The organism is Rhizobium sp. PvP014, from assembly GCF_017876855.1.
Taxonomy (GTDB): domain Bacteria; phylum Pseudomonadota; class Alphaproteobacteria; order Rhizobiales; family Rhizobiaceae; genus Neorhizobium; species Neorhizobium soli.
This window is the reverse complement of the sequence record NZ_JAGIOT010000001.1, coordinates 505,213-517,829: the sequence shown is the minus strand read 5'-3', so window position 1 is coordinate 517,829 and position 12,617 is coordinate 505,213. Positions and strand designations below refer to the sequence as shown.

General features: G+C 59.4%; 11 protein-coding genes. 6 read left to right on the top strand and 5 right to left on the bottom strand.

Features of this window, described 5'->3' with window-relative positions:
- Positions 1-130 precede the first annotated feature (130 nt).
- Together tdh and J3A65_RS02370 are read right to left on the bottom strand one after the other, a co-directional pair.
- Positions 131-1,165: an L-threonine 3-dehydrogenase gene (tdh, locus tag J3A65_RS02375; protein ID WP_113111568.1), complete on the bottom strand. Its 1,035-nt coding sequence runs from the start codon at positions 1,163-1,165 to the stop codon at positions 131-133.
- A 44-nt stretch (positions 1,166-1,209) separates the two neighbouring features.
- Entirely contained in the window at positions 1,210-2,400 is a 1,191-nt protein-coding gene (locus J3A65_RS02370; protein WP_062459309.1) for a glycine C-acetyltransferase, read from the bottom strand.
- Between the two features lie 747 nt (positions 2,401-3,147).
- Between J3A65_RS02370 and J3A65_RS02365 the strand changes: the two genes are divergently transcribed.
- Complete coding sequence (locus J3A65_RS02365; protein ID WP_062578258.1) at positions 3,148-3,549, top strand: response regulator; 402 nt, start codon at positions 3,148-3,150, stop codon at positions 3,547-3,549.
- 111 nt (positions 3,550-3,660) lie between these two features.
- On the opposite strand, the gene J3A65_RS02360 is transcribed toward J3A65_RS02365, so the two are convergent.
- From J3A65_RS02360 to J3A65_RS02350, 3 genes are all read right to left on the bottom strand, one after another.
- Positions 3,661-4,650 (bottom strand): sensor histidine kinase, encoded by a 990-nt coding sequence (locus J3A65_RS02360; protein WP_209899069.1) that lies wholly within the window; start codon positions 4,648-4,650, stop codon positions 3,661-3,663.
- A 13-nt stretch (positions 4,651-4,663) separates the two neighbouring features.
- On the bottom strand, positions 4,664-4,894 hold the full coding sequence (locus J3A65_RS02355) for a hypothetical protein (protein ID WP_062459299.1): 231 nt from the start codon (positions 4,892-4,894) through the stop codon (positions 4,664-4,666).
- Between the two features lie 129 nt (positions 4,895-5,023).
- Positions 5,024-5,233: a cold-shock protein gene (locus J3A65_RS02350; RefSeq protein ID WP_062459297.1), complete on the bottom strand. Its 210-nt coding sequence runs from the start codon at positions 5,231-5,233 to the stop codon at positions 5,024-5,026.
- A gap of 446 nt (positions 5,234-5,679) precedes the next feature.
- Between J3A65_RS02350 and rsgA the strand changes: the two genes are divergently transcribed.
- From rsgA to J3A65_RS02325, 5 genes are all read left to right on the top strand, one after another.
- Positions 5,680-6,681, top strand: a complete 1,002-nt coding sequence (gene rsgA / locus J3A65_RS02345; protein ID WP_092663297.1) for a ribosome small subunit-dependent GTPase A — start codon at positions 5,680-5,682, stop codon at positions 6,679-6,681.
- A 553-nt stretch (positions 6,682-7,234) separates the two neighbouring features.
- Positions 7,235-8,818 carry a peptide ABC transporter substrate-binding protein gene (locus tag J3A65_RS02340; protein WP_245341458.1) on the top strand — a complete coding sequence of 528 codons (1,584 nt, stop codon included), beginning with the start codon at positions 7,235-7,237 and terminating at the stop codon, positions 8,816-8,818.
- A gap of 57 nt (positions 8,819-8,875) precedes the next feature.
- Entirely contained in the window at positions 8,876-9,799 is a 924-nt protein-coding gene (gene oppB, locus J3A65_RS02335) for an oligopeptide ABC transporter permease OppB (RefSeq protein ID WP_062459288.1), read from the top strand.
- Positions 9,792-10,925 carry an ABC transporter permease subunit gene (locus J3A65_RS02330; RefSeq protein ID WP_209899062.1) on the top strand — a complete coding sequence of 378 codons (1,134 nt, stop codon included), beginning with the start codon at positions 9,792-9,794 and terminating at the stop codon, positions 10,923-10,925. Before oppB ends, J3A65_RS02330 begins: the two co-directional genes overlap by 8 nt.
- Position 10,926: 1 nt before the next feature.
- Positions 10,927-12,528 carry an ABC transporter ATP-binding protein gene (locus J3A65_RS02325; protein WP_062459282.1) on the top strand — a complete coding sequence of 534 codons (1,602 nt, stop codon included), beginning with the start codon at positions 10,927-10,929 and terminating at the stop codon, positions 12,526-12,528.
- Positions 12,529-12,617 lie beyond the last annotated feature (89 nt).

Sequence of the window (12,617 nt, the reverse complement as noted above, 5' to 3'; positions counted from 1 at the left end):
TTGCTCCCTGTTCCGGCAAGATGGTCATAAGCCGAAAGGGCCTAAGCAGAAGAGCTTCGCCTGCCCTCTAGTCTTGATCGACATCGTATTGCCCCCATCGGTCGGCTTTTTGTTGGACCTCATGTTGGCTTCACCAGTCCATGACGACCTTTCCGGAATTGCCGGAGCGCATGGCCTCGAACCCGTCTCTGAAGGAGTCGATGCCAATGCGATGGGTAATAAGAGGCGAAAGGTCGAGGCCGCCCTGCACGAAGGCGATCATCTTGTACCAGGTCTCGAACATTTCCCGCCCGTAGATGCCTTTGAGATTGAGCATCTTGAAGATCACTTTGTTCCAGTCGATCTCGAACCCGGTCGGCGCGATGCCGAGAATCGCAATCTTGCCGCCATTGTTCATCTTGTCGATCATGTCGCGGAATGCGGGGGCCGCGCCCGACATTTCCAAACCGACATCGAAGCCCTCGGTCATACCGATGCGCTTCATCACGTCCGACAGGTTTTCCTTGGACGCATCGACGACGTGGTCGATGCCGAGCTTTTCGGCAAGTGCCAGACGTACCGGGTTGATGTCGGTGATCACGACCTTGCGGGCGCCCGAGCGCTTGGCAACCATCGCACCCATGATGCCGATCGGACCGGCTCCGGTCACCAGGACGTCCTCGCCGACCAGATCGAAGGAGAGAGCGGTGTGCACGGCGTTGCCGAACGGATCGAAGATCGCGGCAATCTCGTCCGGCACATCATCCGGGATCGGCACGACATTGTCTTCGGGAATGCAGACGAATTCGGCAAAAGATCCGGGCCGGTGGACACCCACGCCCAACGTGTTGCGGCAAAGGTGTCCGCGCCCCGCGCGGCAATTGCGGCATTTGCCGCAAACGATATGCCCCTCGCCGGAGACGCGCGCGCCGACCTGGACCTTGGTGACCGCAGAGCCCACCTGCGCGATCTCCCCGCAGAACTCGTGGCCGACGACCATCGGCACCGGAATGGTTTTTTGGGCCCAACTGTCCCAGTTCCAGATATGAACGTCGGTGCCGCATATCGCGGACTTCTTCACCCGGATCAGCACGTCGTTGGGGCCGGGGTCCGGAACAGGGATATGCTCCATCCAGAGACCGGTTTCGGCTTTCGACTTGACGAGGGCGCGCATCATGTTGGTCATCGAAAAATTCCTGTCAATGAGTTGGATCGGTTCGGGCCGGGCGTCTACTCGATCACGCGCAGTTCCCTGCCGACCTCTTCGAACGCCGCAATGGCCCGGCGCACATCGTCCTCACTATGCGCCGCAGACATCTGGGTGCGGATACGGGCCTGGCCTTTGGGTACGACCGGGAAGGCGAAGCCGACGACGTAGACACCCTTTTCCAGCATCCTCGCCGCCATGTCCTGCGCCAGCGACGCATCGCCGAGCATGACGGGAATGATCGGATGCCCCTCGCCCGCCAACGTGAACCCAAGCTTGCTCATTTCATCGCGGAAGAGGCGGGAATTGGCTTCTAGCCGGGCGCGCAATGCGTCACCATTGTCGATCAGGTCAAACACCTTCAGCGAGGCGCTCGCAATCACGGGAGCGAGGGTGTTGGAAAACAGATAGGGACGCGAGCGCTGGCGCAACCAGTCGACCACTTCCTTCTTGCCGGACGTATAGCCGCCGGATGCACCGCCAAGCGCCTTGCCGAGCGTGCCGGTGATGATATCCACCCTGCCCTCGACGCCGCAATGTTCCGCCGAGCCGCGACCGTGCTTGCCGACGAAGCCAACCGCGTGGCTGTCATCGACCATGACCATGGCGCCATATTTCTCGGCGAGGTCGCAGACGCCCGCAAGATTGGCGATGATGCCGTCCATCGAAAACACGCCGTCTGTGGCGATCATCTTGAACCGGCTGCCTTCGGCCTTTTTCAGTTCCTCCTCCAGCGCCGCCATGTCGTTATTGGCGTAGCGGAAGCGTTTCGCCTTGGAGAGGCGCACTCCGTCGATGATCGAAGCGTGGTTGAGTGCGTCCGATATGATCGCGTCCTCCTCGCCGAGAAGCGTCTCGAACAATCCACCATTGGCATCAAAGCAGGACGAATAGAGGATCGTATCCTCCAATCCCAGAAACTTCGAAATCCGGTCTTCGAGCTGCTTGTGCTCTTCCTGCGTCCCGCAGATGAAACGCACAGATGCCATGCCGTAGCCGTAACGATCCAGCGCGTTCTTGCCGGCCTCCACCAGTTCGGCGTTGTCGGCAAGGCCAAGGTAATTGTTGGCGCAAAAATTCAAAACCTTGCGACCAGATGCGACTTCGATCTCGCCGGCCTGTTTGGAAACGATCACCCGCTCGGTCTTGTAGAGACCCGAAGACCTCAGACCCGCAAGTTCGGTGGAGAGATGTGCGAGGAACGCGTTGCTCATTGTGAATGCAACCTTGTTTGCCTCCGACGCATCCGCGTCGCGGCTTGGAGAAATTCGGGTATGGGACAGGAGAAGCGCGTTGACGCTCCTACCTCCCCTGCCTCGACCTTAAGCTGCTCGGTCCATTTGCCGGACGGTGAAGCATAGATCGAAGGCTTACGATGGTCACGCGGCCGAGGGTGCAAACCCGTTTTGGCAAAGGGTCTTTAATTCATCCAATGACATTACGTCTAGATCAAGCGCGTTGAGAAGATCGTTCTCAGCTGCGAAATCACGTCCGTACATGGCCGAGAAGATCCTGACACCGGCTTCGTGAAGCCGGTACCGGTCTCGTGACATGAATCCTGCGCGTTGCAGCAAGGCGCGCGACGTACGTGCGCCAGACCACACCGGACATCTGAACACAACCGTGTGTTCAGATGTCCGGTAGGGTGCATTTCTGTCTTTTGGCCGTCGGCCGGCAGCGCAACGACCAACATGTTTGCGTCTTTTCCCTGGGTGGCCGCTTCGGTCACAGCCGTGGTGTTGAAAGCGCCGCCGATCGCCCATCGGCTACAAAAGATTGTCCCCACACCCGAAGCAGACCAAAGGATACTGCCATCTCCGTGCTACTCACCGAAAGCTGCCACTGCCACTGCAATCCAACGCACTAGCCGGAAAGGCCAATGCAGTTGTCTGATACCCACTGCGTTTTTTGGAACGATAACCGCGTCGGTCTGTTGTAGGGCCACATGCAGGGAGTGGGACATGCGCAAAGTACTCGTGGTGGACGACGAGGTGTTGATCCGGATGACGGTCACAGACGCCCTGGAGGATGCGGGGTTCGAGGTCATAGAAGCCGGCACGGTGGACGAGGCCCTGGACAAGATCGATGACGGGACCATTCACTTCTTGTTCACGGATATCCAGATGCCCGGCCTTCTCACGGGTGTGGACCTTGCCCACGAAGTCGCGGCTCGCTTCCCCCACGCAGGGATCGTGGTTGCCTCCGGTCGCATCACGCCCGGTGAGATCGATCTGCCATCTTCGGCACAATTTTTCTCCAAGCCGTATGACCTTGATCTGATCGTTGCGCGCTTCGAGTCGATGTCGAAAAGCGCTGATCAGCGCGCTTCATCTACCCATGTTTCGGTTACAAGCGGACGCTAACTTATTGACCGGCAAAAGAGCGACCGCGCAGACGTTCAACGACAAAACAGCTGCGCGTCAGCCCGTCGGATTTTCCGGCGCGGGCTTGCGGCCGAGGCCTTTTCCAAGCGGTCAAGAGGCAAGCCGGCTCGTATCGATGATAAGCGTGACCAGCGCTCCGTCCGGTGTCCAGTTATAGGAGATCGTTCCTCCAAGGTGAGCGGACATGGTACGGTCCAGCATTCTGCTACCGTAGCCGGCCGGGCCCTGTGGGAAGACAACCTCGGGCCCGCCCTGCTCGATCCAAGTCACCATCAGATTGTTCTCCTCGACCGATCCGGACACACCCAGTGTTCCGGTGCCGACTGACAGGGCGCCGTATTTCAGTGAATTCGTGGCGAGTTCGTGGATCACCAGCGAGAGGCCTGTGGCTGCCGCCTCTCCCACGCCCATCCTTGGAACTGCTACCCGAATACGGCCAGCAAACGCCGCCGTCTCGTCATAGGGGGAGAGCAAGATCGTAATCAGGTCACCGAGAAGAGCGGCCTTGCCCTGCCCGCCAGGTAAAGGCCGGACAAGGTCGTGAGCACGGCCGAGAGCGGTTAGCCTTAGAGTGAGCTGTGAGGTCATATCGGCGATCGAACTCGAGGACCGGGATGTCATCTGCGTCAGCCCTGACGCGATGGCGAGCAGGTTCTTGACCCGGTGGCTCATTTCTCCGGCGAGAAGCTCATGCCCTTCTTCAGCCTGCTTGCGGCCTGTGACATCGAGAAAGATGCCGGTCATCTGCCGAGCCAGAATATCCTCATCGCTCCCCTGACCGCGTGCTGAGATCCAGCGAACTTCAACATCGCTCATGATCCTGAAGTCGATCTCGTAAGGTCCAACGACGGCACGTGTTGCCGAGAACGCTGCCCTCACACGATCGCGGTCGGCCGGATGGACCTTGGCCGACAGGTCCTCAAAGGACAGGACGCCATCGACCTCCAAATCCCATAGTGCATATCCACGCTGGTCCATCGTGAACGCGTCCGTATCGACGTTCCAGGTCCACAGCGCCACGCCTGCCGCCTTGATCGCGCGTCGCAGCTGACCGGATGTCCACTCGGTGTTCTGGTCCATCAAGATGGCATCCTTAAAGGTCGGACTTGCGGGCGCGCATTGCGATCAGGCCTGCGGATGCCTTGGCGATGTCGTCGGCATCCTTCGCGAGGCGTGCCTGCCGCAGCCTTTGTGTTTTCGTCTCGCGCGCCGCAACGAGGGAGTCCATTTCCGCGACGGCGTGATTTCGGGCAAAGAACTGCGTCTGCGTGTTGCCGAAGGCAATCTCGGCCTGCTGTCTGGATTTCGAATGGGTCTGTGTCATGGATTTTCCTGTGGTTGAGCCTGCTTTGAGCGAGCCAACAAAAAAGGCCAGGCTATAAGCCCGGCCTCTCAGATAACTTGGTGTCGTCGGTGCCAGTACATCCGTGGTCAAGGACGAAACCAGGTACGATTAGGCAGCCTGAAGGTTGCAGGCCGACATCTTGCCCGACTTCGCGTCGCGCTCGAGTTCGTAGCCAAGCTTCTGGCCTTCTACGATTTCGCGCATTCCCGCGCGCTCGACGGCAGAGATGTGGACGAACGCGTCAGCGCCGCCGTTGTCAGGCTCGATGAAGCCGAAACCCTTGGTGGAATTAAACCATTTTACTGTGCCTGTGGTCATGATGAACCCTTTCAAAGCAATGTTGAGTGACCGTAGGACCGAAGCCGAACGGATGAGTGTAACGATTGATTTTGAGAGGGAAGTTCGTTCAGAGCGCGGTGCCAATCGCGCGGTAACCAAAGTTCAGCAAGCAAAAGATCGATAAACCAAAGATAGAGACGAAGGGCCGCCAAGTCAACCTTTAGTTTTGACCTGCTCTGCAGACCCGTCCCGCACGACGAGGTTCGTTAGGGCTTGTCCGCCAACTGCCCCGCGCATACAGTCTGAAGAGGATGGTTGTGTATGCCAGCGTCCAAAAGAACTTGCCTCCGTCCGCGACGCACCGACGCTCATAGACTCTTTTCGGCCAAACTTCTCGCGCAGCCAAGGGAAACCGAAGCCAACAGGCCCCGTCCAACCCTAACAGCTCCAAAGATTGCGACCTTCCTTTGATCGACCCCCTTCACATGACAGCGCTTAAACGACTTGGTTGGTCGGACTTCTTTTCGGATCAGCTCACATCCGATGAAGACGAACTCGCGCCGCGGCGCATTGCCTCCGTCCACCGGTCGCGCGTGGAGGCTATTGATGCCGGTGGTCCGGCCGCCCTCGAGCTCCCAGCCAACGCCAACACAGCCGATTTCGCGGTCGGCGATTGGATCCTCGCCGACCCGATCAGCGGCATGCTGGTTCGCCGTCTCGAACGGAAAACTCTCTTTCAACGACGTGCGGGGAACGACACGATCCCGCAACTGGTTGCTGCCAACGTCGATACCCTGTTCATCGTGACGTCCTGCAACGCCGAATTCAACCTTTCAAGGTTGGAACGGTATCTGATCCTGGCCGAACAAGCCGGGAGCAACCCGGTGATCGTCCTGACAAAGGCGGACACGACCGAAGACGCTGACGTCTTCCGGGTCCAGGCGCAGGGACTGCAGCCTGGCCTGCCCGTTATCCTCCTGAACGGACGCTCGGTAGAGGCACGCGAACTCCTGGCGCCGTGGTGCGGCGAGGGACAGACCTGCGCGCTCGTGGGATCGTCGGGCGTTGGGAAATCAACCCTGGTCAACTCGCTCGTCGGGTCTCAGTCGGACACACAGAAGACCGGCACGATCCGGGAATACGACTCGCAGGGCAGACACACCACGACGGCACGATCGCTGCACGCGCTACCGGGTGGCGGATGGGTGATCGATACACCCGGGATCCGGACGCTGTATGTAAGTGATGTTGCCGACGGTATCGATGTCTTCTTTTCCGATATCGCCGAACTGGCATCGCAGTGCCGGTTTCGCGATTGCAGCCATGTCCACGAACCCGGATGTGCCGTTCAGGCTGCAGTCGCAAGCGGCGAACTTGCAGGCGATCGTCTCGACCGGTGGCGAACCCTGGTCACCGAAAATCGGGACAGGACGCCGGTCGTCAGCGGTCCACACGGCAACAAGATCTCCAGAAGAAAGCGCCACTAGCCGCGACCTGCCGCATGCTTGGCCGAAGCGCTTTGTTGAAGGAATGAGCCGCGGAGCGTGCAGATTCGTGACGCTTTGCCTTATCGGCTCGTTGCCTGTGATAGCCGACGCTACATCGTCCCCGATGTTTGGGTGCCGCTGATAGGGTGCCGGATCTTCATATTGCGAGCGGCGCGTATTGCAGTCCGCTGATGCCCAGCCATGCCCTCCCTGATTGTATCCAGATGGATCGGCGGGAACCGCTTTCATTTGTGCTCCTGCAATAAAATTACTCCAGGCACCTTGATCGCGACACCATGGTATTCGCTGCTCGGTTTACCTGAACGTAAAATGTCGCTGCTCTCTCGATTCACGGTCTGGCGCGGATGCAAGGTCAGGATACCCGGGCTATTGCCCCTGCAGGACCCTGCAATTATGAGGTTAGTCGAGGCGCGCGGATATACACTCCGCATTTGAGTCGAGAGCAAAAAAGCCTTGCGGTTCCGATATTTCTGGCATTCACTCGCCCAATCGGACGGAAAACCAGGAGGATAACGGTATGTCATCTCGTCTCATGCGTGCGGCAGCGGTCGCTTTGCTCGGATCAACTCTGCTGGCTGGGGCACCGGCATTTGCTGAAACGGTGCTTCATCGTGGCAATTCCGGCGAACCGCAAACGCTCGATCAGGCCCAGACCTCGATCAATATCGAAGCCTTCATTCTGAAGGATCTTTATGAAGGTCTGACGATCTACGACGCGGCGGGCAAGATTGTACCGGGTGCAGCGGAGTCGTGGAAAGTCTCCGACGACGGACTGACATACACGTTTAAGCTGCGTGAGAATGCCAAGTGGTCCGATGGCTCGCCCGTCACGGCGCAGGATTTCGAATTCTCGTTCAAGCGCGTGGAAGATCCGAAGACCGCCGCGAAATATGCGAACATCCTCTACCCGATCAAGAACGCGGAAATGGTCAACACCGGCAAGGCCGATCCGAAGGAACTCGGCATCAAGGCCGTCGATGACAAGACGTTCGAGATCACCCTCGAGCGCCCGACCCCCTTCTTCCTTGAACTTCTTGCTCACCAGACTGCCCTGCCTGTCTCCAAGGCAAGCCTTGAGAAGAACGGCGCCGATTTCGTCAAGCCAGGCACGATGGTGTCGAACGGGGCCTTCCAGCTCGTCAGCCATGTGCCGAACGACAGCCTCGTTGTCCAAAAGAACCCCAATTTCTGGGATGCCGCCAACGTCAAGCTCGACAAGGTGATCTTCTACCCGATCGACGACCAGGCCGCGTCCGTCCGCCGCTTCGAGGCGAAGGAAATGGATCTCGTCTATAACTTCTCCGCCGACCAGATCGAGCGGCTGCGCTCGGCCTACAAGGACCAGGTGCACGTGTCTCCGACGCTTGCAACCTATTATTACGTCTTCGATGGCCGCGAGGCTCCCTTCAACGACGTTCGTGTCCGCCAGGCCCTGTCCATGGCCGTCGACCGCGATTTCCTGGCCAAGAAGATCTATAGCGGGTCGCAGCTTCCCGCCTATTCGCTGGTGCCGCCGGGCATGGCGAACTATGGCGAACCCGCCAAGGCCGATTTCGCAGAACTTTCCCAGCTCGACCGCGAAGACAAGGCGATCGAACTGATGAAGGAAGCCGGTTACGGTGAAGGCGGCAAGCCGCTCAATATCGAGGTCCGCTACAACACCAACCCGAACCACGAACGTGTCGCCACCGCCGTTGCCGACATGTGGAAAAACACGTTCGGTGCCAAGGTGACGATGAGCAATCTCGATGTCTCCTCGCACTACGCCTATCTCCAGGAAGGCGGCAAGTTCAACGTGGCACGTGCCGGCTGGGTTGCCGATTATGCCGATCCGGAAAACTTCCTCGCCTTGAACCTCTCGACCAACAAGACCTTCAATTACGGGCATTACGAGAGCAAGGAATTCGACGGTCTGATGAAGAAGTCGTATGCGGAAACGGATCCGGCTGCGCGATCGAAGATCATGCATGAGGCGGAAACAATCCTGATGCGCGACCAGCCGATTGCTCCCTTCCTGACCCAGGCCGATCTGTGGCTTGTTTCGGACCGCATCAAGGGCTGGCAGGACAATGCTGCCAATGAACACCTGAGCCGCTTCCTGAGCGTTTCCGAATAATCGACACGGGATGGCGTCCGACAGCGTTTCGGACGCCATCCCGCAGGAGACTACTGCATGCTGTCTTTTATCCTGCGCCGCCTTGCGAGCGCCGTCCCGACGCTTTTCATCGTCGTGACGATCTCCTTCTTCCTGATGCGTTTTGCTCCGGGCGGTCCCTTTAACCTGGAACGTCCGCTGCCACCCGCAACGATGGAAAACATCATGCGGACCTACCAGCTAGACCAGCCGTTATGGCGTCAATATCTCACCTATATCGGCAATGCCGTGCAGGGTGATTTCGGTCCAAGCTATATCTACAAGGACAACACCGTCGCGGAACTGATCGGAAAAGGCCTTCCCTACTCCATTGAACTCGGTTTCTACGCTCTGCTTCTTGCCCTGATTGGCGGCGTGACGCTCGGCACGATCGCGGCCCTGCGCCAGAACAGCGTGCTCGATTTTTCCATCATGACGCTCGCGACGATGGGTACGACGATCCCGAATTTCGTCGTCGGCCCGGTTTTGACGCTGATTTTCGCAATTCTTCTTGCGCTGTTGCCGGCCGGTGGCTGGGGAGATGGTTCGTTCTCGTTCCTGCTCCTGCCGATGATCGCACTGGCGCTGCCGCAGCTTGCCGTTTTCGCCAGGCTGACGCGCGGATCGATGATCGAGGCGCTGCATGCCGACCATATCCGCACCGCGCGCGCTTATGGCCTTCCGGCAAGGATCGTCGTCATCACGCATGCCATGCGCGGCGCCATGCTGCCGGTCGTCTCCTATCTCGCACCCTGTGCCGCCGCATTGATGACCGGCTCGGCCGTCGTCGAGACCATCTTCACCATTCCGGGCGTCGGCCGTTATTTCGTGCTCGGCGCGCTCAATCGTGACTATACGCTGGTCATGGGTACCGTCGTCCTGATCGCCATCTTTGTTATCGTCTTCAATCTCCTGGTCGACCTTCTCTACGGCCTGCTCGATCCGAGGGTCCGTCATGACTGATATCGCCAACGATCCGCCTTCCACCCCGCCCCAGAGCACAAGCCGCAGTCTTTTCCAGCTTGCCGCCATCCGCTTCCGTCGCAACAAGGCGGCGATGGGCGGCTGCGTGATGCTCGTTCTGATCGCGCTCTTTTCCTATCTCGGCCCACTTTTTGTGCCTCATAGCTATGACCAGGTCTTTTCTTCCTATGTGACGGTGTCGCCAAGTCTCGAGCCGCGGCCAGACGAGGCATCGCTGGAGGGCGCCATGCAAGGCGTCGCGACTCGCGCCCGCGTCAACCTCGACGCGTTCGAGGTGACGGGCCAGATCTTTTCCGCGACCATCAGCGCCGAGGATCCGATCGACCCACGCACGACGCGTTATTTCGACCGTGCCAACGAGTTCGACGACACCAAGGTAGTGGCGACCGAAAAAGACGGGCGCGTTCTCAAGGTCGAAGGGAATGTCAGCCGGGAATACTTCCTGTTCGGCACGGATCCGAACGGCCGCGACCTGCTTGCCCGTGTCATGCTCGGCGGCCAGATCTCGATTGCCGTCGGCGTGCTGGCCAGCCTCGTCTCGCTTGGCATTGGCGTGCTCTACGGCGCGACCGCGGGTTATCTTGGCGGCCGTGTCGACAATGTCATGATGCGCTTCGTCGAAATCCTCTACTCTCTCCCCTTCGTCTTTCTCGTCGTCGTCCTGGTCGTCTTCTTTGGTCGTTCCTTCATCCTGATCTTCCTGGTGATCGGTGCTGTGGAATGGCTCGACATGGCGCGCATCGTGCGAGGCCAGACGCTGGCGCTGAAGCGCCGGGAATTCGTGGGCGCTGCCCAAGCGCTCGGCCTGAGCGACTGGCAAATTATCCGCCGGCATATCATCCCGAACACGATCGGACCGGTGATCGTCTTCGTCACCGTCGTGGTTCCGAAGGTAATCCTCCTGGAAAGCTTTCTGTCTTTCCTCGGGCTCGGGGTTCAGGCGCCACTGACCAGCTGGGGGGCTCTGATTTCGGAAGGCGCCAACAATATCCAGTCGGCACCCTGGCTCCTGATCTTTCCCTCCATCTTCTTCGTGGCAACGCTGTTTTCGTTGAACTTTATCGGCGACGGCCTGCGCGACGCGCTCGACCCGAAGGATCGTTGACATGACCGATCAAAAAGACACCATTCTGTCGATCCGCGACCTGAAAGTGAATTTCACGACGCCGGATGGCACGGTCAATGCGGTCAAGGGCATCGGCTTCGATGTCCGTGCCGGCGAGACGCTCGCCGTCGTCGGCGAAAGCGGCTCCGGCAAGAGCCAGACGATGATGGGCATTATGGGCCTGCTCGCTGGAAACGGCACCGTCACTGGCTCCGCCGCCTATCGGGGCAAGGAACTGGTCGGACTGCGAAATAACGAGCTCAACAAGATCCGCGGTGCCAAGATCACGATGATCTTTCAGGAGCCTATGACCTCGCTCGATCCGCTTTACACGATCGGCCGCCAGATCGCCGAACCGATCGTCTACCACCGCGGCGGCAGCCGGAAAGCGGCCCGCAGCCGCGTGCTGGAACTCTTGGAACTGGTCGGCATTCCCGATCCCGCCCGCCGCATTGACAGTTACCCGCATGAACTGTCCGGCGGCCAGCGGCAGCGCGTCATGATCGCCATGGCGCTTGCCAACGAACCCGACGTCCTGATCGCCGACGAGCCGACGACGGCGCTTGATGTGACGGTCCAGGCGCAGATATTGAAACTGCTGCGCTCGCTCCAGGAGCGTTTCGGCATGGCGATTGTGCTGATCACCCACGATCTCGGCATTGTCCGGCATTTTGCCGAACGTGTCGTCGTCATGCGGCGCGGCGAAGTGGTGGAACAGGGAGCCACATCACAGATCTTCGAGGCTCCGACTTCCGCCTATACCCGCATGCTGATCGATGCCGAACCGCAGGGTCGCAAGCAACCGCCGGCGGAAAACGCGCCGATCATCCTGGAGGGACGCGATGTCACGGTCGATTTTCCGATCGGCCGCGGACTTTTTTCGAAGGGTCCAAAGAGTTTCCGGGCCGTTGACGGCGTCACCGTCAAGCTCAGGCAGGGCCAGACGATCGGCATCGTTGGTGAGTCCGGCTCGGGGAAATCGACGCTTGGGCGCGCGCTGCTCCGGCTTCTCCACAGCGATGGTCATTACCGCTTCGACAAGACCGACATCTCCGGCTTCGACCGTCGGCAGATGCGGTCCCTGCGCAAGGAGATGCAGCTCGTCTTCCAGGATCCCTTTGGGTCTCTCTCGCCGCGTCAGACAGTCGGCGAGATCATCACCGAAGGTCTGCTCGTCCACGAGCCTTCGCTGAACAAGGCGGATCGAGACCGGCGCGCGATCGCCGCCCTGACCGAAGTCGGGCTCGATCCCCAGGCGCGCAATCGCTACCCGCACGAATTTTCCGGCGGTCAGCGCCAGCGCATCGCGATTGCCCGCGCGATGATCCTCAAGCCGCGTGTGGTTATCCTCGACGAACCGACCTCGGCACTCGACCGGTCCGTGCAGGGACAGGTGATCGACCTCTTGCGCAAGCTGCAGTCCGACCACAACCTTTCCTACGTCTTCATCAGCCACGACCTTGCCGTGGTCAGGGCCATCGCGGATCATGTGATCGTCATGAACAACGGAAAGATCGTTGAGGAAGGCGATACGGACGCGATCTTTGACGCCCCGAAGGCCGATTACACTAGGGCGCTGATCGGAGCCGCTTTCAGCATCTGAGTCGCCACTATCAGCAATATGCCCACCGTCGTTGTCTTCGAACCGCGGCGCAGTGTGGAGAACGACACGTATCCGCTGATCGCCGTCGG